Below are 24,243 nucleotides of genomic sequence, written 5' to 3'. Positions count from 1 at the left end.
CCTTGCAGGGGTGCCTCCCGCGCCTTGCGGCCCAGGGGGCGGTGGTGGTGAGACTGACGGTTGCGCCGGCACACTCCCGAACACCGACTGACCTGCGGGCTCAGCGTTCGAACGGCCAGGGGACCGCCGCTCTCGCGGGCCTCCCGCGACTCGACCACGCGGACCGGCATGGGGATCCGCCTGCCGACGCCCCGGGCCGTGCACGTCTGCGTCGCGCCGACCGAGTGGCCGTGACTACCTCGGCCGTATCGACGGGCTGAGCGACGGTGCGGTGCCGGCCGCGGTCCGGCTCGCCGACGGCTCGGGACGTGCCGCGGTCGGTGTCGCCGACGGTTCCCGGGTGGCGGCCGGCGGGCGGCTCGGGGTGCGGGAACCGCCGGCACGGGGAGGCGTGGTGGGGCGCCGGGTGACGCTCCGGGGCGGCGCCGACGGCGAGGGCGACGCCGACGGGCCGGCGGGCGCCGGACGACCGCTCGGGGGCGGGGGCGCGAGGGGGACCGACGGGGGCGCCGGTGTCTCGGGCGTCGTCAGGTGGAGCGGCAGGGCGACGAGGACGGCGACGGCGGCGGTCAGGCCGGCCCCGGCCGCGGCGCGGAGCAGCCGGCGGCGGGCCGCGGCGCGGCGGATCGCGCGGAAGCGGCCGGGGGGCGGGCCGAGATGGTCCGAGGGGGGCCGCAGGATCACCGCGAGGGGGTCGTCGGGTTCCAGCTCCGGACCGTCGTCAGAGCGTGTGGTCAAGGCTTCTCCTCAGGTGGACGCGGAGCAGTTCCCGGGCCGCGTGCAGGTCGGCCTTGACGGTTCCTTCCTTGCGTCCGGTCAGCACGGACACCTCCCGGATCGGCATGTCAGCGTAGTAGTGCAGCAGGATCGGGACGCGCAGTCGCTCCGGCAGCGACTGCACGAGCAGGCGCACCGAGGGGTCGGCCTGTTCGGGGTGGGGGCGGACGGCGGCCTCCGTGGTGGCACGGTGCACGGCTCTGCGCTCGCGCTCCAGCTTGCGCCAGTGGTCCCGGACGAGGTTGGCCGCGGTGACGTAGAGGAAGCCGCGGGGCTCGTCCACGGAGGTCCAGCGGGCCCAGAGCCGGGTGAACGCCTCCGAGGCGATCTCGTGGGCCGTCCCGTCGTCGTCGACGAGACGGCGGCACCAGCCGGCGAGGCGTGGATAGACGGCGGCGAACAGCTCGGACGCCGCCCTCTCACGGGACCGTTTCAACGCTCTCCATGGTCGTGGGGCAGTCGTGGGGTAGGACCCCGGGCCATCGGCGTACGTTCCGAAGGCCCGGGATCGGTAAGGGCGGTTCAGGGCGTGGACGTGGTGAGCGCCGCGAAGACGATCACGTTGTCGAGGTATCCGTCGCCGGTACGGGGACCCCCGCAGGTGATCAGCCGCAACTCCGGGCGGTTCACGTTCCCGTAGACCTCCTCCGTCGGGAAGTCCGCCTTGGCGACCGTCCGTACGGCGCTGACCGTGAACACGGCCGCCGTTCCGTTCTCCAGGCGCACCACGATCCGGTCGCCCCGGTGCAGCTCCGCGAGGTGACGGAAGACCCCGTCCCCGTAGCTGCCGACCGTGACATGGCCGAGGATGACCGACGGCCCGACCTGGCCCGGTGTCGGCGAGTGCCAGTACCAGCCCGCCCGGTCGTGTGCGGTGACCGGCGGCACCTGCACACTGCCGTCCTGCGCCAGCCCCAGCCGCATGACCGGGGTGTCGACCCCGATGGCCGGGATCCGCAGCCTGACGGGGGCCGAACGCTCCAGCGCCGGTGCCGGTTTCGCGGAGGCCGACGCGGGCGGTGGCGTACTGCCGGGACGGACGGTTCCTGGAAGGGTGGCGGAGGACCGGCCGGCCTCGTGGCCGCCGCAGCCCGCGAGCAGCGCGGCCGTCGCCGAGATGGCGAAGGCGCGCCTGGAGATCCGGGTCATGCCCCGGTCGCCCGCCGGCGGCGTACGACGTGGAGGGCAGCGCCACCGCCGACCAGCACCAGGCCGGCGCCCGCGCCGATCAGCCCGGGGGACACGGACCGGGAGGTCCCCGCCGTCACACCGGTGTCGGGCGCGCCGCTGGGGACGACCGAGACCTGGCCGCGCGCCCTCGTCGGCGCGGCACTCGGAACCGCGCTCGCGGCGGTCGGCGCAGCGGTCCGTTCCGGGGCGGCGGTCGGCGCCGCGGTCCGCTCCGGGGCGGTGGACGGGGAGGCGGTGGCCGCGGGAACGGTCGGGGAGGGGGACGCCCCGTGGGCGAACGCGGGCACGGTGCCCGCCAGCACGGCGGTGCACGCAAGTGCCATGGCGCTGAGGACAGTTCGGCGCATCGAATCGCTCTCTTTCGTCGGTCCGCCCGGGTACTGCGGCGGGCTGAATCACGGATCGAGCGGAGAGACGAGGCGGCGCGAGGACGGGTTGTAAAGAGATGGCAAAGCCGTCGGAGGGTGGCCCGGGACACGCCCACGAGGACGCGGCGGACGTCCTGCGCGACGAGGGCGAGGCGTACGCGAACAAGCTGCGCCAGGCGGGCGTTCCGGTGACCGCGGTCCGCTACCAGGGCGTCATCCACGACTTCGTCATGCTGAACGCCCTGCGTGGGACCCACGCCGCCGAGGCCGCGATCCGGCAGGCCGTCGCCGCCCTGCGGACGGCGCTTGCCGCCTGATCGGTCCGCTATCGCCGCCGCGCGGGTTCCCCGCCGGGCTCCGCGGCGCCGACCTCCTGAGCGTCCTCGGCGGCGATGCGGTCCAGCCACTCGCCGAGCAGGGTGCGCTCCCCGAAGGTCAGGGACCGCACCCCGTCGCGCATCAAGGACTTCAGGGCGACGGCGTGCACGGCGGCGTGGTGGGCGCCGGCACTCGGCCGGGCAGCGGTGTCGTCGGCCGGGGCGAGCACGGAGTCCAGCACGGCTTCCCGGACGTTGTCGGACAGACCTTCGTAGTCGGACAGCCTGCCGTCGGCCTGCGCGGCGATCAGCGTGAGCGTCACCCCCATGCCCGAGGAGTGGATCATCGTGGCGGCGGCCTCGACGCCCGTCCGAAGCCGGCCGGCCTTGGCCACCCGTTCGACGATGCGCAGCAGCACCTGGTGGGCGTCACCCGTGACCGCGAACTGCTGGCCGGGCCGCGGTTCGGTGTACAGCAGCCGGTAGAGCGCGGGATTGGCCAGTCCGAAGGCCACGTGCATGTCCCAGCCGCTCCGCAGCTGCGCCACGGGATCACCGTCCGTGTCCTGGGCCTGCTTCGCGGCCAGGTAGGACGCGTATCCGCGCCGGGCCACCTCGTCGAGCAGTCCCTGCATGTCACCGAAGTGCCGGTAGATCGTCTGCGCCTGCACTCCGGCGGCCGCGCTGACCGCACGGGTGGACACGGCCTCCCGTCCGCCTTCGGCGAGCAGGGCTGCCGCGGCCTGCAGGATCCGCTCGCGGGGCTGCGCTGTCGTCGTGTCGACCGTTGCCATACATCGACGATAACACTTGCGGTGCATCGATGATGTGTTAGCGTTGATGTGTCAGACCGGTGATCGGCGATATGACGATCGGGTGATCCACTGCCCGACGCCCTCGTCGCTCGCGAACCGACGCTTCCGAAGCCCCCCACGCCCGCGAACCGGGGTGTTCGCCCCGAGACCGAGGAGAACCGCCATGACCGTCGCGACCCGCAAGCTCGGTGCGTACGGACCGGAGGTGTCCGCCATCGGCCTGGGGGCCATGGGCATGTCCGACCTGTACGGGCCCGCCGACGACGCCGAGAGCGTCGCCACCCTGCACGCCGCGATCGACGCGGGTCTGAACCTCATCGACACCGCGGACTTCTACGGATCGGGCGCCAACGAGATGCTCATCGCCCGGGCGCTGAAGGAACGCAGGCGCGACGAGGTCGTCCTGAGCGTCAAGTTCGGCTCCCGCCGCACCCCCGACGGCGCCTTCCAGCCCGTGCCGTACGACGTCTCCCCGGCCGCGGTCAAGGACCGCCTCGCCTACTCCCTGCGGCGGCTGAACACCGACTACATCGACATCTACCGTCCCGCCCGCCTCAACCCGGACATCCCTGTCGAGGAGACCGTCGGCGCGCTCGCGGAGATGCAGCAGGCCGGCTTCATCCGGCACATCGGTCTGTCGGAGGTCGGTGCGGACACCATCCGCCGCGCCGCGGCCGTCGCACCGGTCAGCGACGTACAGATCGAGTACTCGCTGCTCTCCCGCGGCCCGGAGGCGTCCGTCATTCCGGCGCTGCGCGAGCTCGGCATCGGGCTGACCGCCTACGGCGTGCTCTCCCGGGGCCTGCTCAGCGGCCACTGGAGCGCCGCGCGGAACCTGGGCGCCGACGACTTCCGCGCCCACAGCCCACGCTTCCAGGGCGAGAACCTCGAGGCCAACCTCCGCCTGGTCGAGGCACTGGGACGCGTGGCGGAGCGCCTGGGCGCCACCACCGGTCAGGTCGCCATCGCCTGGGTGGCCGCCCAGGGCCAGGACATCGTCCCCCTGATCGGTGCCCGCCGGAGGGAGCGCCTGACCGAATCCCTCGGCGCCGCCGGCCTCGACCTGGACGCCGATGCCCTCGCCGAGATCGAGGCGGCGGTCCCCGCCGGTTCCGCCGCCGGGGAGCGCTACGCGGCCCCCCTCATGGCCACGCTCGACAGCGAACGCTGACCCACCCACCCGTAACCCACAGCCACGAAGGACGGAACACCATGACCGACAACACCACCACCACGCCCCGCGTCGCCCTGGTCACCGGCGGCTCCGGCGGCATCGGCCGCGCCGTCGTCGAGCGCCTCGCCAGGGACGGCATCGCCGTCGGCGTGCACTACGCCGGCAACAAGGCCCGCGCCGACGACACGGTCGCCGCGGTCACCGCGGCGGGCGGCCGGGCGATCGCGGTCGGCGGCGACATCGCCGACGAGCACGCCATGGCGGAGGCGTTCGACACCGTGGAGAGGGAGTTCGGCGGCATCGACGTCGTCGTCAACACGGCGGGCATCATGCTGCTGTCACCGATCGCCACGCTCGACCTGGACGACCTGGACCGGATGCACCGCACCAACATCCGCGGCACCTTCGTGGTCTCCCAGCAGGCGGCCCGCCGGGTGCGCGCCGGTGGCGCGATCATCAACTTCTCGACCTCGGTCACCCGCCTGCAGTTCCCGAACTACGGCGCCTACGCGGCGAGCAAGGGCGCGGTCGAGGCCATGACCCTGGTCCTGGCCCGCGAACTGCGGGGCAAGGACGTCACCGTCAACGCGGTGGCCCCCGGCCCCACCGCCACGCCCCTGTTCCTGGAGGGCAAGGACCAGGCCGCGATCGACAACCTGTCCAAGGCAGCTCCCCTGGAGCGCCTGGGCACGCCGGAGGACATCGCCGAGGCGGTCGCGTTCCTCGCCGGCCCGGCGCGCTGGATCAACGGCCAGGTCCTGTACGCCAACGGCGGCGTGGCCTGACCCGGCCACCTCCCCTCCCTGACGCCCTCCCGTCCCGAAGCCCTCCCCCACCCGACCGCGAAGCCATCTCTCGAGGAGAGAACTCCCATGAAGAACATCGTCGTGATCACCGGTGCCTCCAGCGGCTTCGGCGCCCTGACCGCCCGCGCCCTCGCCGACTCCGGCCACACCGTCTACGCCGGCATGCGCCAGACCGGCACCCGCAACGCGCCGCAGGTCGAAGCCGCCGCCGACTACAGCGCCCGGCACGGCGTCGACCTGCGCGCCATCGAACTCGACGTCAACTCCCAGGCGTCCGTGGACGCCGCCATCGACCGGGTCGTCACCGAGCACGGCCGCATCGACGTCCTGATCCACAACGCCGGGCACATGGTCACCGGACCGGCCGAGGCGTTCACCCCCGAGCAGCTCGCCGAGCTGTACGACGTGAACGTCCTCTCCACCCAGCGCGTCAACCGGGCGGTCCTGCCCCACCTGCGGAAGGCGGGCCGGGGCCTGGTGATCTGGGTGTCCAGCTCGAGCGTCAAGGGCGGCACCCCGCCGTACCTCGCCCCCTACTTCGCCGCCAAGGCCGCCATGGACTCCCTGGCCGTGAGCTACGCCGCCGAGCTCGCGCGCTGGGGGGTGGAGACCTCCATCGTGGTTCCCGGCTCGTTCACCAGCGGCACCCATCACTTCGCCCACTCCGGCCACCCCGCCGACAGCGCCACCGAGGCGGAGTACGAGACGAAGTACCCCGGCCTCATGGAACAGGTCGCCCAGAAGCTGGCCGCGCTGGCCCCCGAGGACGCGGACGCCTCGATGGTCTCCGACGAGATCGCCCGCATCGTCGCGCTCCCCGCCGGACAGCGGCCGTACCGCGTCCACATCGACCCCGCCGACGACGGCTCGGAAGAGGTCTCCGACGTCGCCGACCGCATCCGGCGCGAGTTCCTCATCCGTGTCGACCTCGCCGACCTGCTCACCGCGCACCCGGCGCTCGCGCCCGAGGCACCCGGCGCGGTCGTGGCGTGGCCCCCGGCTCGCAACTGACCACGAACCCCAGGCCCTGGCCCGGGGTTTGTCAGACGTTGTCGGGGAGAGCGAGCCACTCCTTCCAGGTGAGGTCGCGCCCTATGTAGCGCGGCTCGCGGAAGGGCCAGGCGTCGGCGATCCACTGCGGGACGAACGCGTCCAGGGTGCGTTCGAGGTCGGTGCCGACCTGGTCGTCCACCACCCACCAGGAGACCTCGGCATCGGCGCCGGTCTTCTCCGGCGGGTCGATGTACACACAGCCCAGCAGGGCGGTGCCGGCCTCGTCGAAGAGCGCGTAGTTGAAGGCCTTGTGCTCGGCGATCTCCCGCTCGTGGTGCAGCAGGTCGTCGCGGTCCTGGTCGTACGTCAGGGTGGCGGGAGGCCAGCCCCATGCCTCGCCGAAGATGGACCACAGCCGTTCCCGCGATCCCATGACCGCCGGGTAGTCGAGGTCCGTGTCGGCGGCGGAGATGGGGCGCAGGTGATGGCCACCGGGGAGTGGCACGCGGACGGGGTGGACGAAGTCATCGGGAAGCCAGTTCATGGACGGGGAGGCTAACTGCCGCTCCGTCACGACGCACCTTCCTCGCCGTCCTGTCGAGCGCCCCCACCTCGACGCCGGGGTCGCCACCCGTGTCAGGCCGTGTCGCGCAGAAGCTCGCGCAGACGCCGGCGGGGCCCGGGATGGGCCGTGTTGTCGTTGTGGGCGCCGGGCAGTTCGAGCAGCCCGGTGCCGAGCAGCGCACGGCCGCCCCCGTCATGCGAAGGTCGTCGCGCATCGCGACGGCTAGGATCAGGGCCATGGCCCTGACCATGAGCGACGTGGACCGGTTCGAGGCCTCCAGGTCCCGCCTGGAGGCCATCGCCTACCGCCTCCTCGGCTCCGCGAGCGAGGCCGAGGACGCCGTGCAGGAGACGTTCCTGCGCTGGCAGGCCTCCGACGTCGACCGCATCGAGGTCCCCGAGGCCTGGCTGACGAAGGTCCTCACCAACCTGTGCCTCAACCAGCTCACCTCGGCCCGCGCCCGGCGCGAGACCTACGTGGGCCAGTGGCTCCCCGAGCCGCTGCTCGCCGGGGATCCGATGCTCGGCCCGGCGGACACGGCCGAACAGCGCGAATCGGTCTCGTACGCGGTGCTCGCCCTGCTGGAGCGTCTCTCCCCGAACGAGCGGGCGGTGTACGTGCTGCGGGAGGCCTTCGACTACCCGCACCGGGAGATCGCCGAGATCCTCGACATCACCGAGGCCGCCAGCCAGCAGATCTTCCACCGCGCGAAGAAGCACGTCGCGGACGGCAGGGCCCGCAGCGAGATCGACGAGGCCGCCGCCCGGCGGATCGTCCATGAGTTCCTCGCGGCCGCCACCAGCGGCCGGACGGAGCCGCTCGTGCGGCTGCTCACCCAGGACGCCGTCTCGATCGGCGACGGCGGCGGGAAGGTCCCGGCCCGCGCCAAGGCGTTCGAAGGCGCCCTGGCGGTCGCGAAGTTCATGCGCGGCCTGTTCAAACCGAGCAAGGCCAAGCAGGCCCTGGTCGGCGGCTCACCCGAGGTGTACGCCACGACCGCCAACGGCGACCCCGCCCTCGTGGCGGTCGTCGACGGCCGGGTCGTCGGCGTCATGTGCCTGGAGATCACCGCCGAGGGCATCGCCGCCTTCCGCAACCAGGTCAACCCCGACAAGCTCGAACGCGCGACCCGGCGATGGGCGGCCGCCGACCACGGCGAACCCCTGCTCAGCGCCTTCTGACTCTTCCGACCCCGATGTGAGGTGCTTCACATCGCGTTCCTGTCAGGAAACGGCGGGCCGCCCGGTTCAAGGGGCGAACCCGCCACGACAGCAGCGCTCGAGACAGGAGCAAGGAAGATGCAGCACCGCATCGTCGTCCTCGGAGCCGGATACGCCGGAGCCATCGCCGCCGGGCGCCTCGCCAAGCGGCTGCGCCGTGAAGACGTCGCCATCACCCTCGTCAACGCCGAGCCCGACTTCGTCGAGCGCGTCCGGATGCACCAGCTCGCGGTCGGCCAGGACCTCGAACGCCGGGCGCTCCGCGAGATCTTCGCGGGCACCGGCGTCGAACTGAAGCTCGCGAAGGTCACCGGCGTCGACGTCGACCGCAGGACCGTGACCGTCGTCGACGCGAACGGCACCGAGGGGCGGATGGAGGAGCTGGCGTACGACACCCTCGTGTACGCCCTCGGCAGCGGCTGGAACGACCAGGGCGTCCCCGGCACCGCCGAGCACGCCCACGAGATCGCCAGTCGTCCCGGAGCGCTCCGGCTGCGCGAGCGCCTGGCCCGCCTGGACGCCGGACAGCCCGTGGTCGTGGTCGGCGGCGGACTCACCGGCCTGGAGGCCGCGGCCGAGATCGCCGAGGCCCGCCCGGACCTCGATGTCGCCCTCGCCGCCCGCGGCGGCCTCGGCGACTGGCTCTCGCCCAAGGGCCGCCGGCACCTGCGGCAGGTCTTCGGCAAGCTCGGCGTCACCGTGCACGAACACGCCGACGTCACCGCCGTCGAGGCCGACCGCGTCACCACCGCCGACGGCACGTCCGTCCCCGCCGCGGTCACCGTGTGGACCACCGGCTTCGCCGTCCACCCGATCGCGAAGGCCACCACCCTGGAAGTCACCGACACGGGCCGGATCGTGGTCGACCGAACCATGCGCTCGGTCTCGCACCCCGACGTGTACGCCGTCGGCGACGCGGCCATGGCGATGGGCCCCGGCGACAAGCCGCTGCGGATGTCGTGCGCCTCGGGCACCCCCATGGCGTGGCAGGCCGCCGACGCCATCGCCGCGCGCCTGACCGGCGGGAAGCTCCCGAACGCACCGCTGCGCTACTTCAACCAGTGCATCTCGCTGGGCCGCAGGGAAGGCCTGATCCAGTACGTCACCGCCGACGACCGCGCCGTCCGGGCGGCCCTGACAGGACGGCTCGCCGCCCTCTACAAGGAGCTGGTCTGCAAGGGCGCGGCCTGGAGCATCGCCAACCCGACGCTCGGGGTACCGACCCGGACCCGCCGCGTAGTGCAGGAGCCTGCCCGGACGGGCCCGGCGGTCGGGACCCCGGCCTGACGCGCCCCGCGGAGCGGGCGTCCTCGAGGCGAGGGCGCCCGCTCCGTCGCCCTGGACGACGCGTTCGAGGGTGATCTCCGCCCGCCCGCTATCGGCAGCTGATCTTTCCGTGCTAGGTTGCGCCCCTTGATCGTGAAGGTTGTGTGGGGGCCTTTCATGAAGCTGGCGCGATTCTCGCCGCCAACCGCCGCAGCTCTGCTCCTCGGACTGACGACCGTCCTCGGTCCCGGCACGGTCGACTCGTACGCGGCCTCGGACGTACCGCTGCCGATTGCGCACTTCGCGCACATGGTGGTGGACGCCCCGCACGGACACCTGTTCATCAGCGGCGGCTCCGGCACCGACGGCATTCTCGTCACCGACCTCGACGGTGGGAACCCGACGATGATCGGCGGTGAGCCGGGCGCCACCGGTCTCGCCCTCTCCGACGACGGATCCGCACTGTACGCGGCTCTGCCCGACCAGGACGTGATCGCGGCGATCAGCACGGAGAGCCTGACCGAGTCCGCTAGGTACGGCACGGGCGCGGGCACCCGTCCGGACTCGCTGGCCGTCGCCGGGGGCACCCTCTGGTTCGGGTACGGCACGGCGGGCGCCGGCGGCATCGGATCCGTCGACGGGGCCGGAACCGTCACGGTGCGGCAGGATTCCGGCAGTTGGCCGGCAGCGCCGATGCTGACGACGACCCCGACGCCCTCCGGCGTCCTCGCGGCCGCCGCGCAGACGGGCGACACCTCCGCCGTCGTCACGTACCGGGCCGAGGGCGGTGCGCTGACCCGGCAGGCCGCGAAGGCGCTGCCCGTCCCCGACCTGAGCGACTTCGCGGTCACGGCGGACGGGCAGCATCTGGCGGTCTCGTCCTGGCTGCGCGCGAGCAGCAACCGGTACCGGGTCTCGGACCTGGCGGTCGACGGGCAGTTCGCCACGCCGGTGGCCGCCGACGCCGTCGCCGTGGCCCCGGACGGCACTCTGGCCGGCTGCGGCTGCAATGGCGCCTTCGAGGCATTTCCGGAAACAGGCGCGGGCTACTACCGCGAGTACTACTTCGACGACCCGCTGCGCCTGGCCCCGGACGGCCTCGCCTGGGCACCGGACGGGAGCCGGCTCTACGCCGTGGGCGTGGACGCCGCCGGAGGCACCCCGACGCTCCGGACAGCCCGTGACCCCGAAACCGCCTGGGTCCGTCTCTACGGCAGCTCGACCACCACCCCGCTCGCCCCCGGCGAGGCCTACACGTTCCGGACGGACTTCGACTCGCCGCTCAGCCTCAGTGCCGGGGAGTCCATGATTCCGGGCACCGTACGGATGACCCGCTACGACGACGCCGATCCGGACGGCCTGCTCATCCCGGACCCGACAAGCACCCCGGCACACATACCGGTCGACTTCTTCGGCTCCTACTCCGTCGCCGGCACCGCTCCTGCCACCGGCTCCCTGAGCTTCCGCGTCGACTACTCGGGAGGCGGCCACTACGCCCCGGCGAGCCGGACCTTCGACATCCCGGTGGCGAAGTACGCGCCCACCATGGCGCTGACCGCTCCCTCCGCTGCGAACCGTGCCGCAGCGATGAGCGTCACCGGTCGGCTCACCTGGCCGCACGCGCATGTGACGACCGGCGCGGTCCACGTCGTCAAGACCGACCAGGCGCACCCCTCCGGCTATGCGGTGGGCACCGTGCCCGTCGCCGCTGACGGCGGTTTCGTCTTCCACGACACCCCGCAGGTCGGCGGCGCGAACACCTACGCCTTCACCTACGACGGCGGCACGTCCTACCTCCCGGTCGCGGCGTCGGCGAAGGTGCAGGTGTCTCGGGCCACTCCGGGCCTGAGTGTGGCGACCGACGCGAAGTCGTACCACTCCGGCGCGACCGTCAAGGTGACCGCGCACCTGGGGACGACGTACAACTCCCGTGTCGTGACGCTGTACGCCCAGCCCGCGGGCGCGTCGCGGACGCAGCTCAAGAGCGGCAAGGTCGACGCATACGGCAACCTCGTGGCGTACTACAGGATCAGCCGCAACACCGTCTTCAGCGCGGCCTTCGCGGGCGACTACCGCTATGCGCCGCGCACGGTGACGACCGGTACGACCGTCACGCCGACGGTCCGGACGCAGATGCAGTGGCCGACCGGGACCACCCGCATCGGAACCACCACCTACCAGGTCTTCTACAAGTCCGAAGTCAACATGGGCTTCAACCTCCTGGTCACTCCCCGCCAGTCGGGCGGTCACATGACGGTGTACCTCGAGCACTACTACTCGGGGGCCTGGCATCAGGTCACCGCGCAGGACTGCGGGGGCGTGTACGCCGACGGCTGGTACGGCTACGTCCGGGCTCTGAAGCTCTTCACGAGCAACGACCACTACCGCATCCGCGGCCACTACACGCCACCGGCCAAGGGCGCACAGACCGGCAGCGTGTGGAGCCAGTGGACGTACCTCACGGTCCACCCCGGGTGAGCCCGAAGCGCTCGGGGCCGCCCGGCGCCCGCAGTTGAGCCGAGGCCGCGCGACACGCTCGGCCGGGAAACCCCGGCCGAGCGCGGGTTCGAGCGGAGCCCGTGGCGCGAGGCGGACGGGACTCAGTCAGAGGTGATGTCGACCGTGACCGTGCCATAGGCACTGGTGTGCCGCGCGTCGCCTCCGTACTGCACGGTGTACTGGACGTCGCCCTTGGCCCTCGGCCGGTCCGTGTAGCTGAACGTGCCGTCCGCGGCGACGGTCGCGGACCCGATCAGCGTGCCCTCGCCCGCGGTGGGGTCGTCGAGCCGCCAGATGTCCACGGTGGTCCCCGCGCCGAATCCCACGGGCGCCTGGAGCTTTCCGGTGAGGGTGAGGTTCTGGTTCCGGGGTGAGGAGGCGGGTGCCTGCACGGTGACGGTGGTGGCGACCTGCGGGAAGTCCAGGACCTGCAGCGTCAGGGACGAGGAGCCGCTGTCCTCGGTGACCGCGAACACCCTGCTGCCGTCCGGAGCCCAGGCCAGACCGGCGGACTGAAGGGTGTTGGTGGCGTACGGGGACGACGCAGGGAAGTCCCAGGTCTTGAAGGCCGTGGAGTCGTCCTGCGCGAACAGGTGGACGTCGGGCGAGGAGGCGCCGTCGATGCCCGCCGCGATGGTGCCGTCGGGGGCGACGGCAACGGCGTTGGGGTAGTGGCTGGTGGTGTAGCGGCCGTCGTCCGCCAGGTTGGCCGTGCGGAACGCCTGGTGGTAGTAGGGCGAGGCGCAGGCGACGACCACCCGCGCGCCGTCCGGCGTCAAGGCGAGGTCCTGCAGGCTCGTGCACCCGTCCGTTCCCGGGTCGACACGCTTGGCCTGTACGTCGGCCTGGCCGGTGCTCACGTCGTACACCGCCAGGGTGGCGGCGTTGCCGTCGGATTCGGCGGCGACGAGGGTGTCCGGGTCCTGCGGCGTGGCAGCCAGGCGCGGCGAGCCGCGGAACGTGTCGAGGCCCTGGCCCCGTGCGACGACCGGCTGTGCACCGCTCAGGTCCAGGGAACCGAGGGCGCCGTTCCAGGTGTCGGTGCTGTAGCCGAACCAGATCTTTCCTCCGGCCGGCGCGAGGGAGGTCGGGCCAGCGTAGGCGCCCGCGCCGGTTCCGGTGTCGTACCGGGCGGTCTCCTGCAAGGTGGCGGTGTCGATCGCGGCGATCGCGCCGGCGTCGCGGAGTGCCACGTACAGCGTTCGGGAGTCGCTGGAAAGCGCCATGCCCCAGGCACCGGCCTCACCGCCGATCTGCTTCACGACCTGGCCCGAGTAGTCCGTCACCAGAACGCTGCCACCGAACGGATCACTGAGAAAGACCTGCTGATGAGCCGCGTCGACAGCCATGTCCCGATACGAGCTGATCGGCAGTGGGGCGCTGGTGTCCGCGGCGGCGGCGGTCGTTCCGAGGCCGAGGAGCGAGAGGCTCATGGCAGCGGAGAGCGCTGCTCTTTCTGCGAACTGTCTTATGCGCATGTGGTCGGTCGCTTCCTTCGGTAGGACGTCGGCAAGTGAGCTCGCGGAAGGCGCGACGAGCGGAGCGGTCCGGCGCTCCGCTCGTCACCGCCCCTGTCAAGATCGACAGGCGGCCACTCATCAAGCGCAAAGGCCCGGCCGGACGTCACACACGGTGGACCACGCCATGACCGGCCGCCCGCCGTAGGCGAAGACCGCCAGGCCCGCCCGACGGTCTGGAGCCGCCCTACGTCCCTTTGGACCTCGCCGGCACGCACCGCCACGCGAGCCCTGCGGCGGTCAGGTAGGCGAGCGCGCCGATGGCCGTGCTGGTGCGCAGCCCGGTGCCGTAGCCGGTGGCTGTGGCGAGCAGGCTGCCGCCGAGCGCGACGCCGGTGGCGCTGCCGATCTGGCGGGCGGTGTTGAACAGGGCGGAGGCGGCCCCTGAGTACGCCGGGGGTGCGGCACCCATCACGGTGGCGGTGGAGCCGGTGAGGGCGAAGGAGGTACCGAACCCCGCGGCCATCATCGGGGTCACCAGCAGCGGGTAGGCGGGGTCGTCTCCGGCAGCGGCCCAGCCGGCGAGCCCCAGGGCGGCCAGGAGCATGCCGGAGATCACCAGCGGACGATCGCCGGTGCGGCGGGTCAGCCGCCCGGACAGGACGGAGGCGAACATGGTCATCGCCACCGCCGGGAACAGCGCCAGCCCGGTGCCGAGCGCGCTGAAGCCGCGCCGGTGCTGGAATTCCAGGCTGGCGGTGAACACCATGCCGTAGAAGCCGAAGTTGAACAGCAGGCCGATGGCGGCTCCGCCGCTCATCGCACGAGAGCGCAGCAGGCTCGGCGGCAGGGCAGGGGACCGGGCCAGCCGCTCCCGCACCGCGAACGCCACGACGGCCGACACGGCCAGGCCCACCCCGGCCAGAACAGCCGGATCGGACCAGCCCCGTCGTCCCGCCTCGTTGAGCGCCGCGGTCAGCAGCGCCACCGCCGCCACGACCGCGCACTGCGCCGGCCAGTCCAGCGCCCGGGCGGTACGCCGGGACGAGCGCGCCACGTACCGCAGCGTCAGCACGAGGCAGACCACACCGACGGGCAGGTTGATGAGGAACACCCAGCGCCAACCCACCGTGGAGACGAGCAGCCCGCCCAGCAGCGGCCCGGCAGAGGCCGCGATGCCGGCCATCGAACCCCACAGCCCGAAGGCCCGCGAGCGTGCGGCGGGCGCCGGGTAGGCCTGCTGGAGCAGGGCCAGGGAACCGGGCACGATCAGCGCCGCGCCGAGCCCCTCCACCAGCCGCGACGCGACCAGGAAAGGGGCGCTCGGCGCGAGCGCGCACGCGGCCGAGGACACGGTGAACACCGCCACGCCCCAGCAGAAGACCCGGCGGTTGCCCAGCCGGTCGCCCAGCGCGCCACCGGTCAGCAGGAAACCGGCGAAGACCAGCGTGTATCCATCGGTGATCCACTGGATGCCGGTGAGCGAGGCCGCCAGCTCCCGGCCGATCACCGGCACGGCGACGTTGATGACCGTCACGTCCAGGATCACCATGAAATACCCGGCGCACACCGCCAGCAGCGGTGCCCAAGCCCGTCGTTCGGGCTCAGGGGCGGACTCGGGGGAGGGCACGGACCCACCGCCGCCGGCCGACTCCGCGAACGCCACGGCCCCAACTCCATCCCGTCCGCAGAGCACTGCGCCAAAAGTCACAGTAAGGGACATATGCTCCACATCGCCATAGCCGGGCTGCTCACATCGCCTCCGGCGACATCAGAGGTGAACCAGTGGCGGCTGACGGTGTGGAGCACGGGCCGAGCACTGTCCACCCACCGTCAAGGGCGCCGTCGCCCGGGCCGACGACGTCTGGGTGCACGACCCCGATGCCGCCCGTGCCCTGACACGGCGGGAAGGTCCTGCACACCGGAAGGCCCCGGCTCCGCGCAGAAGAAGCACAAGCACGGCGAGAACCGAACTCACACTCTCGCGCCTCGAGGGGCGAGGGTTAGGCTCGTGCTGATCATTTTTACTCGTGAGGGGGTTCCGAGGTATGAGCGGAAGAGTGACGGCGGTCAGCAGTAACGGCGAGTATTCGTTCACCAAGCCGAATCGGGACAGCATCAGACTGCTCGCCGGGCTCGGTGTGGAAGGGGACGTGCACGCCGGTGTGACGGTCAAGCACCGCTCGCGCGTCGCGCAGGATCCCACGCAGCCGAATCTGCGCCAGGTCCACCTCATGCACGAGGAGCTCTTCGCCGAGGTCGGTGAAGAAGGCTTCGAGCTGGGGCCGGGCGAACTCGGCGAGAACATCACCACGCGCGGCATCGATCTGCTCGGTCTGCCGGTCGGCACATTGCTGCGCATCGGTGACTCCGCGGTCCTGGAGGTCACCGGCCTTCGCAATCCCTGCCTGCAGATCGACACCTTCCAGGACGGGCTGCTGAAGCAGGTCGTCGGCCGCGACGAGGCGGGGAACATCGTGCGCAAGGCCGGAATCATGAGCATCGTGAGGGAGGGTGGCGTGGTGCGCCCCGGTGACACGATCGAAGCGGAACTTCCCAGCGGTCCGCACCGGCCCCTGGACCGGGTCTGACCGGCCTGCCGGGCGAGCCGGACATGCCGCCGAGAGGGGCGCGGCCTCCGGGCCCCGGACCACGCCCCCACCGTGGCCTGGTCCCGTGCGCTCCGGTTTCCGGAGACACCTCTCCGCGACGACTTGCCGGACCGTCGAGCGCAGGACCGACCGTCCTTCGAACCACCCGTGGCCGGCCCGCACCGCTCCGATAGTATGTTCGAAACTCGCGACGAATACCCACTGTTCGTCCGTCGCCGAAAGACCATGCCGTCCAGCAGCATGAACAATCTCATGTGACCGACATCTAGCAAACGGCTGACTGATTGAGACCTATAAAAGCGCGGCTGCTTTCGCGAATAGACGACAGAACCGCCTTCTCCGTGTGGCGTCAACCACGGGCGATGCTCTGGGCCACAGCGGGTGTGGCGACCCTCGGACTGCTCGTCACGCTGGAGATCGTCGCCCGTCGCTACGGCCTGCCGGGGCCGATGGCCAGCCAGGTGCGAGAGCTGATATATCCGCCCAAATCAGGCTTCTTGTTGTACGCCAGTATGGCGTTGATGATGGTGGTGCTCACTTGGCGGCAACGGTTCATCGCGGCCGGTGCCGCGATCGGCATCGACGCCGCCTTCTTGCTGGTGCGGTGGGCGGTCGGTGCCAGGATGACCGGCGGACACCCCTTCGGCAACGGCGCCTTGTGGGTCATGTCGGGCTGTGCGGTCATCGCTGTCACGCGCCGCACCGGCCGGGAACGTGTCCTGATGCTGAAGGGCGTCGGGCTGGGCCTGCTGCTGGTGGCAGGCCGCAAGACCGGCGATACCTGGCTGCTCATCACGTCGAAGTCCCGCCCGGCGGTGTTCGACCAGTACGTGGCCACCGCCGATCACGCGTTGGGTAATCCGTCCTGGCTGGTAGGCCGGATGGTCACGGCCACCGGCCCCATCGGCGCCCATGTTCTCAATTACGTCTACGCTCAACTCGCGGTCGCCGCGGTCGTCGTCGCGCTGTACCAGCTGCGTCATGTGGCGGTCGAGCGCCGCTTCCCGAGCCACCACCTGGTGCGCACTTTTCTGGTGATCGGCCTCCTCGGGCCCGCCATCTACATGATCTTCCCGGTCGTCGGACCGCTCTATGCCTACGGCACCGGCAACGAGCACTGGGCGTGGGCCGACCTGTGGCCGGCGACGCCGCCCACCGTGCACTGGGCGGTGGCCGATGTGTGGCCGGACACGCCGCCGCCGATCAGCACCCCGCACCAGATGCCGTTCGACCAGATCACGCCACGCAACTGCATGCCCAGCCTGCACACGGCGTGGGCCACCGCGATCTTCGTTCACTCCCGGAAGGGCCCACGGATTCTGCGTTTCGCGGGCACGTTCTGGCTGATCGCCACGCTCGGCGCGACGCTCGGGTTCGGCTTCCACTATGGTGCGGATCTTGTTGCGGGCGTGGTGTTCGCGCTCACGATCGAGGCGGCTCTGCGCTCGGTCGACCACGGCTGGGACCGGTCAGCGATCCAGTTGGTCGCTCACGGTGCAGCGGTCTTCGCCGCACTCCTGCTGTCGTACCGCTATCTGCCGGTGGAGATGGCCGAACATCCATGGGTGTTCGGACCCCTTCTCATTCTGGCGATGACCTCAGTGGTCTACGGCTACGTACGGACCACCACCCTGTGGAAACCGAAGGCCGTACCGCCGCGGCAACCGGAACCGCAGCCCGAAGCGGTCTGAGTCATGGTGCTTCAGGCCGTGGGCCGAGTGCTCCCCGAGCGGGACCGGCTGCGGGTGTGGGGGCGGACACACCGAATGCGACGCCCGCCGCACGAGACGGCGACGCGCGAGACGGAGTGATCGCGCGGGCAAGGTATCTTCCTCCCGCGGCACGTCGAGCTTCTCTCCGTGCCGCGTCAGGGAGGGAATGAATGCGCGTATCACTGCGCCGGCGCCTGGCCACGCTGGCCACGACGCTGGGGCTCACCTCGCTCGGGCTCCTCGGTGCGGCCACGACGCCCGCACAGGCCGCGATCAGCGACTGCCCGGCGGGCTATTTCTGCGCCTGGAAGACCGACGACGGCACGGGCGCCATGTTCAAGACGAACACGGACAAGGCGACGCTGGGAACCTGGGACAACACGTTCCAGTCCGTGGTGAACCGAACGTCCAAGTACGCGTGCCTGCACGACGATCCGAACTACGGCAAGACCGGCGGCGTCACCTCGTGGGCCCCCGACCCCGCGGGGACCGAGTGGGGGGGCTCGCAACGTACCGTCAGCTCGGTGAGCTTCGTCGCCACCGAGCGGGAGTGCTGGTTGCCGGCCTACCCGGAGTGGTACGCGTCGACCACGCCCCAGGCGGCGGGCTTCGGTGATCTGAACGCCGACCGCAAGGCCGACGTCCTCGTCCGGGACAAGGCGGGCCGACTGTGGTTCCTGCGCGGCGACGGCACCGGGCAGCCGGTCGGCAACGGCGGCTGGAACGCCATGAACGCCCTCGCCCGGCACGGCGACTTCAGCGGTGACGGCCGAGAGGACGTGATCGCCCGCGAGGCGTCCACCGGGAAGCTGTGGCTGTACCCGGGCGCCGGCACCGGCAGCCTCGGTGCGCGCAAGCTCATGGGCAACGGCGGCTGGAACGCCATGAGCCGGATCGTCGCGTACGGCGACCTCTCCGGCGACGGCCGCTCGGACGTGCTGGCCGTCGAGAAGGACACGGGCAAGCTGTGGCTGTACCCCGGCACCGGCAGCGGCACCCTCGGTGCGCGCAAGCTCATCGGCAACGGCGGCTGGAACGCCATGAACGCCCTGGTCGGGGCGGGTGACATGAGCGGTGACGGCCGTGCGGACCTGATCGCCCGCCAGGCGTCCACCGGGCAGCTGTGGCTGTACCCGGGCAGGGCCGGGGCCCTCGGGTCCCGTGTGCTGATCGGCAGCGGCGGCTGGAACGTCATGGACACGTTCCTGGGCCTGGGCGATGTCTCCAGCGACGGCCGCGCCGACCTCGTCACCACCACCAAGAGCAGCTATGTCGGCGAGAGCTGCCGAGGGGTCGGCTGCCAGCTCGTGTACCAGGGCCGCGGCAACGGCATGCTGGACTCGCGCGCCGAGACGGCGAACGACTGGTTCGGCCTGAACGGCTTCTTCTGACCGAGGGAAAGGGCCTCCGCTCCCGGACGGAGGCCCTTTCGCCTGCCCAGGACCGGGCAGCGCCGGCCCGACCTCAGCTGCATGCGCCTGCGACGAGCTGATCAGCCGCAACCTGTGCCGGACCGGACCACGGGAGCCGGCGAGGAGTCCGCCGCCGAGCGAAGGATCGCCACCGGCGGTTTCGAAGGACTGTCGTGGCCGGTGGCGATGCCGCGCCATTGCTTGAGGCCGTTGAAGCAGCGTTCCACGACGGTGCGGTGTCCGTGGACCTTCATGGTGAAGGCCAGGGGTCGTCCGCTGCGGTGTCGCAGCGGAGACGGTTGCGGGTCTGGTCGGCCCGCTCGGCGATGGTGTCCCCGCGGCAGAGCCTTGGCCAGTGGCGCTCCCCGGGCATCGGCGCGCCTGTAGTGCGCCGATGCCCGGGTCGCCGCCGGAGATCTGTTTACGAGTTGGCCTTCACGAACTTTCGGGTACCGAGGGTGAGCGAGCCCGTGACCAGCACGACGGCGACGATGGCACTGCCCAGCACCGAGCCGGTCGTATAGCGGCCGAGGAAGAGGTCGCGCATACCGTCGACGATGTACCGGAATGGGCTGAGGTGGGAGAGCACGGAGAGCCAGTCCGGCGCAAACGTCATCGGCAGCAGGATGCCGGAGAGCAGCATCAGTGGCAGGACCACGGTATTGATCACCGGAGCGAAGAGGTACTCCGTCGGCAGACTCAGTGCCAGCAGGTACGACAGCGACGCCAGACTGATCGCCAGGGCCAGGACGAGCAGGAACCCGGCCACCACACCCAGCACGGGGGCCCGCAGCCCGAACGCCACGGAGACCAGGGTCAGCAGTAATGCCTGGAAGAGCATCACCACCGCGTCCCGCATGACCCTGCCGAGCAGCAGCGCCAGCCGGCTGACCGGTGTCACCCGCATGCGCTCGATCACCCCGGCGCGCATGTCCGGGATCAGGTTGAATCCGGCGTACCCGGCTCCGAACAGGCCGAGCTGGACGAGCAGTCCCGGCACGTACTCCTGCCATGCGTTGTGCCCGGGCGTGTCGGGCAGCGCCTTCTCCAGCATCGGGCCGAACAGCAGCAGGTACAGCACCGGCTGAACCATGCCGATGACGACGCTCATCTTGCTCTTCAGCGTGGTGTCCATGTTCCGCCGGAAGATGAGCAGCGAGTCGTTGATGATCTGCACGACGGGTCCTCTCAGGCGTTCAGGGGCTGCGGGGCGGCCGCGTCCAGCGAACGGCCGGTGATGGACAGGAAGACGTCGTCCAGCGTGGGGCGGACCACCTGGACGGACGTCGGCTCGACGCCGGCGCGGTCGAGCGTGCGCAGGAACTCCAGCAGCACGCGGTCGTTGTTCTCCACGGTCAACCGAACGGTCTCGCCGTCGACCCGGACGTCCCGGACGGCGGGGTGCTCGGCGAGCGCGGCACCGGCCCGGTCCGCTCCGGAGGCGACCTCCACGGTGACGACGTCGTGAGCCAGTTGCCGCTTGAGGTTGGCCGGGCTGTCCTCGGCGACGATCTGGCCACGGTCGATGATCAGCACCCGGTCGCAGAGCGCGTCGGCCTCGTCCAGGTAATGCGTGCTCAGGAACACGGTCGTTCCGTGGGTGTCCCGCACGTCGCGGACGTGTTCCCACAGCATGCTCCGGCTCTGTGGATCGAGCGCGGCACTGGGCTCGTCGAGGAAGAGCACCTCGGGCCTGTGGACCAGGCCGAGGGCGATGTCCAGCCGACGGCGCTGACCGCCGGAGAGCGTGATGGTGGGGCGTTCCGCCAGCTGTGACAGGTTCAGCTCCTCGAGCAGCTGGTTCGCGCGGCGTACCGCGTCGGCCTGGGACATGTGGTACAGCCGTCCCTGGAAGACCAGTTCGCTGCGCACTGAGGCCGCAGGCGAGGTGCCGCCGGACTGCGCGACGTAGCCGATCTTGCGGCGGACCCCCTGCGGATCGGCGAGCAGATCGCATCCGGCCACCCGAGCCCTGCCGGAGGTGGGCTGGAGCAGTGTGGTGAGCATCCGCAGCGTGGTGGTCTTACCAGCGCCGTTCTGCCCCAGGAAGCCGACGATCTCGCCGGGCGCCACATGGAAGCTCACCTCGGCGACGGCCTGTACGCCGCCTTTTTTGTTCTTGAACGTCTTGGACAGGCCATCCACTTGGATCATGTCCATGGTTACTCCTCCTCCGTCTGGTCTGCCTGCACGGCGCGCTCGGCGTCGGCGGCGGGTCCGGTCTCGGCGATGTCGGCCACGTCCTTCTCGAACTGCTCGAGCCAGCGCAGTTCGGCGTCCAGCTGCATCTCCCGGCGGCGGAACATCGCGGCGTCGAACGCGGTGATCACACCCTGCTCGGTCAGGCGCCGGCACTCGGCGGCCACGCCGTCCCGGCCGCGCGCGAGGGCTTCGCGGCGCTCGGCAAGCAGCGCCAGCATTCCCGCCCGGTCTCCGAGCCGGCCGAAGAGCAGGGCGACTCCGAGCGGGTCGGGGCCGAAGTGCAGCTGGGCGATCGCCTTCTCCCGGAGGGCATGCAGCTCGGTCCGCCCGTCCTCGGTGATCCGGTAGATGGTCCGGACCGGGCGGCGGCCGACCTGCTCGGTACGCACGGCCTCGACGAGGCCGTGCGTCTCCATCGTGCGCAGCTCGCGATGCAGGGCACCGATGCTGACGCCACCCCATGTCTGGACGTTGCTGCGCTCGGCCTGTCTGCGGATTTCGTGTCCGTGCTGCGGGCCGCGGCTCTCGAGCAGGCCCAGCACCACGAGGCGGGATAGATTCATGTTGCTAAGTGCACTACATTAGATTCATGTTGTCAATCGACTCCGCCTAGGAGGCTCACTCAGGAGGGTGTCCCGGTCGGCCGGGGGATGCGGCGTCGCGGAGGCCGAGGCGTCGGTCGACCCCGGTTCGAGGAGGCGTCGAGCCGCGGGTGCCACGCTGGGCGCGCCTGTCCGGGTACGGGGCGCCAGGCGCTTTCGGGAGCCGGCGGCCCGGCCAACCGCACTCAACCAGGGAAGTGAGAGATGGCGGCCACCGTTGATCCAGCACCCGAGGTCCCGCCCCTGATCTGGGCCGATTCCGAGCCGGATGAGGCTCATCTGGCGCCGCCACTGACCCGCGCCGAGATCACCGCGGCATTGCTGAGGATCGCCGACACCGAGGGGCTTGCCGCGGTGTCGGTCGAGCGCCTGGCGACGGAACTCGGCAGCGCCGGTCCCTCGCTGCGGCACCACGTCCGGCGCCACGGGGATCTGGACGACCTGCTGCTCGACGGCGTGTTCGCCGAGCTGATCCCCTCGCGGCACGGCCCCGAGGAGTGGCGGGCGGATCTGCGCGCGAGTGCCTACCAGTTGCGCGAGGCCATCCGGCGCCATCCGTGGTTCGCCCGGCTGACTTTCCGCCGCCCGCTGTTCGGCCCCCGGGCGCTGAGTTGGCTGGACCACACCATGGCGGTGCTGGAGCGGGCCGGGCTGGACATCACCGTCGCGTCGGCCTATGCCGCCATCGTCACCGGCCATGTGATGGGGACGGCGATGTGCGAGGCCGAGGAGGCGGAGATGGAGCGCGTGAGGGCCGGCACCAGGGGCACCCATGAGAGGCACTTCGACGTGGCGACTTTTCTGGAGGGCATCGTCGCGGGTGGCCGGTACCCCTCCTTCGCCCGGTTCCTACAGGCTGGGGCGCGCCATCTGACCGCGGACGAGAGCTTCGAGATCAGCCTCGACGCCCTGCTGGACGGGCTGGCTCTGCGGGTGGAGCGGGCCTGAGGGGCGAAGCCGAAGGACCCGGCCGCGCGGCGGCCGGGTCCTTCGGCTTCTGGCCGACCATTATCGGCCTGTTTCAATGCGAGTAAAAACGAGGTCAAGCATGTTTATTCGTCATGAGAGTTTCGAATGGGTAAGTGTCAATTCTGCTGGGTTGCCCTATCGGCAATGACGTTGCGGCGATTCATTGTTTCAGGTATCGCTTGAGTGCTCCTTGAGGGATGGTTGATTCTTATCATTTCATGAAGTCCTTGATCTCTGTCTGTGTCTGGTATAGCGTCTTTGGTGGACGGGGGAGTCTCCTTGCAGGCGAGCTGTGCTGCCTTTGGCTGATGCTCGGGCTGTACCCCAGTCAATAAGGACCGAAATCGTCAGAGATGGTCTCAGTTGATGGAGGGGCTTGGTATGTCCATGGAATCCGAGGGTGTGGCGGAGATCGCCATGTCCGTCCTTGGGCCGTTGAAGTTGAGCGTGAATGGCATCGATGTCACTCCTACCGCACCGAAGCAGATGCAGGTGCTTGCGCTTATGGCCCTCAATGAAGGGCAGGTCGTGACGGCGTCGAGTTTCGTCGATGAATTGTGGGCGGAACGGCCGCCGAGGAGTGCAAAAACGACTCTGCAGACCTATATCCTGCATCTCCGAAAGCTTATTTCGAAAGCGTTCAAAGATGAGTCGACGCCGGTGCGGGATATTCTCTTGACCCGGCAGGGCGGATATCTCCTGCAGTTACCGATGGATCCCTTCGACCTCCGCCAGTTCAATGAACTGTCGACCGAGGGGAGAATCGCTCTCTCGCAGGGAGACCCGCAGCGTGGTTCCCGCCTTCTGCGCAGGGCGTTGGAGTTCTGGCGAGGGCCCGCCCTCGTGGATGTGCCGATGGGCTCCATCCTGGAGCCGAAGGTGCGCGGGCTCCAGGCCCAGCAGCAGATCGTGCTGGAATGCAGGATCGAGGCCGATTTGCAGTTGGGCAGGTACGACGACGCCATCTGCGATTTGGTCACGCTGACCGCTCAGCAACCCCTGAACGAGAACATACATGAGCAGTTCATGCGGGCTCTTCACCTCGCAGGGCGCCGCTCGGAGGCTCTCGGCATATTCCATCGGCTCCGGAAGAACCTGATGGACGAGCTTGGGCTGGAGCCGACGCAGAAGGTGCAGCGGACCCAGCATCTGATCCTCAACTCCGCATCGTCACGTGAGGACGACGCCAGACAGGGCCGGCGGGGCACCTGGGCGCTGAACCCGCGACCGGGGGCCAGTGCCGCCTGACGGGCCGAGCCGTCGACCAGGCGGCGACCCGAGCTGAA

At 70.6% G+C, this 24,243-nt stretch carries 22 protein-coding genes and 2 pseudogenes; 12 read left to right on the top strand and 12 right to left on the bottom strand.

Going from position 1 to position 24,243, the window contains the following annotated elements; genetic code table 11:
* Positions 1-234 precede the first annotated feature (234 nt).
* The 4 genes from SY2F82_RS25790 to SY2F82_RS25775 form a co-directional block, all read right to left on the bottom strand.
* Positions 235-738: a hypothetical protein gene (locus SY2F82_RS25790; protein ID WP_200421545.1), complete on the bottom strand. Its 504-nt coding sequence runs from the start codon at positions 736-738 to the stop codon at positions 235-237.
* A complete protein-coding gene (locus SY2F82_RS25785; protein WP_200421544.1) occupies positions 722-1,213 on the bottom strand; it encodes an RNA polymerase sigma factor in 492 nt (163 codons plus the stop codon). The genes SY2F82_RS25790 and SY2F82_RS25785 overlap by 17 nt, the downstream gene beginning before the upstream one ends.
* 86 nt (positions 1,214-1,299) lie before the next feature.
* Entirely contained in the window at positions 1,300-1,926 is a 627-nt protein-coding gene (locus SY2F82_RS25780) for a class F sortase (protein WP_200421543.1), read from the bottom strand.
* On the bottom strand, positions 1,923-2,315 hold the full coding sequence (locus tag SY2F82_RS25775) for a Tat pathway signal sequence domain protein (protein ID WP_200421542.1): 393 nt from the start codon (positions 2,313-2,315) through the stop codon (positions 1,923-1,925). Before SY2F82_RS25775 ends, SY2F82_RS25780 begins: the two co-directional genes overlap by 4 nt.
* 143 nt (positions 2,316-2,458) lie before the next feature.
* Between SY2F82_RS25775 and SY2F82_RS25770 the strand changes: the two are divergent.
* Positions 2,459-2,653, top strand: a pseudogene (locus SY2F82_RS25770) (alpha/beta hydrolase); the annotation flags it as partial.
* Between the two features lie 8 nt (positions 2,654-2,661).
* Here the strand turns inward: SY2F82_RS25770 and SY2F82_RS25765 are convergent.
* On the bottom strand, positions 2,662-3,447 hold the full coding sequence (locus tag SY2F82_RS25765) for a TetR/AcrR family transcriptional regulator (protein WP_200421541.1): 786 nt from the start codon (positions 3,445-3,447) through the stop codon (positions 2,662-2,664).
* Between the two features lie 184 nt (positions 3,448-3,631).
* On the opposite strand from SY2F82_RS25765, the gene SY2F82_RS25760 reads away from it, so the two are divergent.
* The 3 genes from SY2F82_RS25760 (at position 3,632) to SY2F82_RS25750 (ending at position 6,459) form a co-directional block, all read left to right on the top strand.
* On the top strand, positions 3,632-4,639 hold the full coding sequence (locus SY2F82_RS25760; protein ID WP_200421540.1) for an aldo/keto reductase: 1,008 nt from the start codon (positions 3,632-3,634) through the stop codon (positions 4,637-4,639).
* A gap of 41 nt (positions 4,640-4,680) precedes the next feature.
* Positions 4,681-5,427 (top strand): SDR family oxidoreductase, encoded by a 747-nt coding sequence (locus SY2F82_RS25755; protein WP_200421539.1) that lies wholly within the window; start codon positions 4,681-4,683, stop codon positions 5,425-5,427.
* A gap of 87 nt (positions 5,428-5,514) precedes the next feature.
* Positions 5,515-6,459 carry an SDR family oxidoreductase gene (locus SY2F82_RS25750; RefSeq protein WP_200421538.1) on the top strand — a complete coding sequence of 315 codons (945 nt, stop codon included), beginning with the start codon at positions 5,515-5,517 and terminating at the stop codon, positions 6,457-6,459.
* 31 nt (positions 6,460-6,490) lie between these two features.
* Here the strand turns inward: SY2F82_RS25750 and SY2F82_RS25745 are convergent, their stop codons facing one another.
* Positions 6,491-6,985: an N-acetyltransferase gene (locus SY2F82_RS25745; RefSeq protein ID WP_200421537.1), complete on the bottom strand. Its 495-nt coding sequence runs from the start codon at positions 6,983-6,985 to the stop codon at positions 6,491-6,493.
* 257 nt (positions 6,986-7,242) lie between these two features.
* On the opposite strand from SY2F82_RS25745, the gene SY2F82_RS25740 reads away from it, so the two are divergent.
* The 3 genes from SY2F82_RS25740 to SY2F82_RS25730 all read left to right on the top strand — a co-directional run bounded on the left by SY2F82_RS25740 (position 7,243) and on the right by SY2F82_RS25730 (position 11,970).
* On the top strand, positions 7,243-8,187 hold the full coding sequence (locus SY2F82_RS25740) for an RNA polymerase sigma-70 factor (protein ID WP_200421536.1): 945 nt from the start codon (positions 7,243-7,245) through the stop codon (positions 8,185-8,187).
* Positions 8,188-8,304: 117 nt separating this feature from the next.
* Complete coding sequence (locus tag SY2F82_RS25735) at positions 8,305-9,513, top strand: NAD(P)/FAD-dependent oxidoreductase (RefSeq protein WP_200421535.1); 1,209 nt, start codon at positions 8,305-8,307, stop codon at positions 9,511-9,513.
* Between the two features lie 156 nt (positions 9,514-9,669).
* Positions 9,670-11,970 carry a hypothetical protein gene (locus SY2F82_RS25730; protein WP_200421534.1) on the top strand — a complete coding sequence of 767 codons (2,301 nt, stop codon included), beginning with the start codon at positions 9,670-9,672 and terminating at the stop codon, positions 11,968-11,970.
* 122 nt (positions 11,971-12,092) lie between these two features.
* Here SY2F82_RS25730 and SY2F82_RS25725 read toward each other — a convergent pair whose 3' ends face one another.
* Together SY2F82_RS25725 and SY2F82_RS25720 are read right to left on the bottom strand one after the other, a co-directional pair.
* Complete coding sequence (locus SY2F82_RS25725) at positions 12,093-13,424, bottom strand: hypothetical protein (protein ID WP_236041786.1); 1,332 nt, start codon at positions 13,422-13,424, stop codon at positions 12,093-12,095.
* A gap of 271 nt (positions 13,425-13,695) precedes the next feature.
* Positions 13,696-15,114 (bottom strand): MFS transporter, encoded by a 1,419-nt coding sequence (locus tag SY2F82_RS25720; protein ID WP_236041785.1) that lies wholly within the window; start codon positions 15,112-15,114, stop codon positions 13,696-13,698.
* Between the two features lie 382 nt (positions 15,115-15,496).
* Here SY2F82_RS25720 and SY2F82_RS25715 point away from each other — a divergent pair, with 382 nt between their 5' ends.
* The 3 genes from SY2F82_RS25715 to SY2F82_RS25705 all read left to right on the top strand — a co-directional run bounded on the left by SY2F82_RS25715 (position 15,497) and on the right by SY2F82_RS25705 (position 19,163).
* Positions 15,497-16,039 carry an MOSC domain-containing protein gene (locus SY2F82_RS25715; protein ID WP_200421531.1) on the top strand — a complete coding sequence of 181 codons (543 nt, stop codon included), beginning with the start codon at positions 15,497-15,499 and terminating at the stop codon, positions 16,037-16,039.
* A 383-nt stretch (positions 16,040-16,422) separates the two neighbouring features.
* Positions 16,423-17,751, top strand: coding sequence for a DUF5933 domain-containing protein (locus tag SY2F82_RS25710; RefSeq protein WP_200421530.1), 1,329 nt, complete (start codon positions 16,423-16,425; stop codon positions 17,749-17,751).
* A 191-nt stretch (positions 17,752-17,942) separates the two neighbouring features.
* Positions 17,943-19,163, top strand: a complete 1,221-nt coding sequence (locus tag SY2F82_RS25705; RefSeq protein WP_200421529.1) for an FG-GAP-like repeat-containing protein — start codon at positions 17,943-17,945, stop codon at positions 19,161-19,163.
* A 191-nt stretch (positions 19,164-19,354) separates the two neighbouring features.
* Here the strand turns inward: SY2F82_RS25705 and SY2F82_RS39115 are convergent.
* From SY2F82_RS39115 to SY2F82_RS25690, 4 genes and pseudogenes are all read right to left on the bottom strand, one after another.
* Positions 19,355-19,512, bottom strand: a pseudogene (locus SY2F82_RS39115) (IS5/IS1182 family transposase); the annotation flags it as partial.
* Positions 19,513-19,605: 93 nt separating this feature from the next.
* Positions 19,606-20,361, bottom strand: a complete 756-nt coding sequence (locus SY2F82_RS25700) for an ABC transporter permease (RefSeq protein ID WP_268980406.1) — start codon at positions 20,359-20,361, stop codon at positions 19,606-19,608.
* An 11-nt stretch (positions 20,362-20,372) separates the two neighbouring features.
* Entirely contained in the window at positions 20,373-21,338 is a 966-nt protein-coding gene (locus tag SY2F82_RS25695) for an ATP-binding cassette domain-containing protein (protein ID WP_308437789.1), read from the bottom strand.
* A gap of 8 nt (positions 21,339-21,346) precedes the next feature.
* On the bottom strand, positions 21,347-21,949 hold the full coding sequence (locus SY2F82_RS25690; protein WP_200421527.1) for a PadR family transcriptional regulator: 603 nt from the start codon (positions 21,947-21,949) through the stop codon (positions 21,347-21,349).
* A 243-nt stretch (positions 21,950-22,192) separates the two neighbouring features.
* On the opposite strand from SY2F82_RS25690, the gene SY2F82_RS25685 reads away from it, so the two are divergent.
* Both SY2F82_RS25685 and SY2F82_RS25680 read left to right on the top strand, forming a co-directional pair.
* A complete protein-coding gene (locus tag SY2F82_RS25685) occupies positions 22,193-22,936 on the top strand; it encodes a TetR/AcrR family transcriptional regulator (protein WP_200421526.1) in 744 nt (247 codons plus the stop codon).
* Between the two features lie 402 nt (positions 22,937-23,338).
* Positions 23,339-24,205: an AfsR/SARP family transcriptional regulator gene (locus tag SY2F82_RS25680; RefSeq protein ID WP_200421525.1), complete on the top strand. Its 867-nt coding sequence runs from the start codon at positions 23,339-23,341 to the stop codon at positions 24,203-24,205.
* Positions 24,206-24,243 lie beyond the last annotated feature (38 nt).

The sequence above is a fragment of the Streptomyces sp. Y2F8-2 genome, assembly GCF_014905555.1.
Taxonomy (GTDB): Bacteria; Actinomycetota; Actinomycetes; order Streptomycetales; family Streptomycetaceae; genus Streptomyces; species Streptomyces cynarae.
Note: the sequence above shows the minus strand (reverse complement) of the source record. Positions and strands in the feature narration are given on the sequence as shown.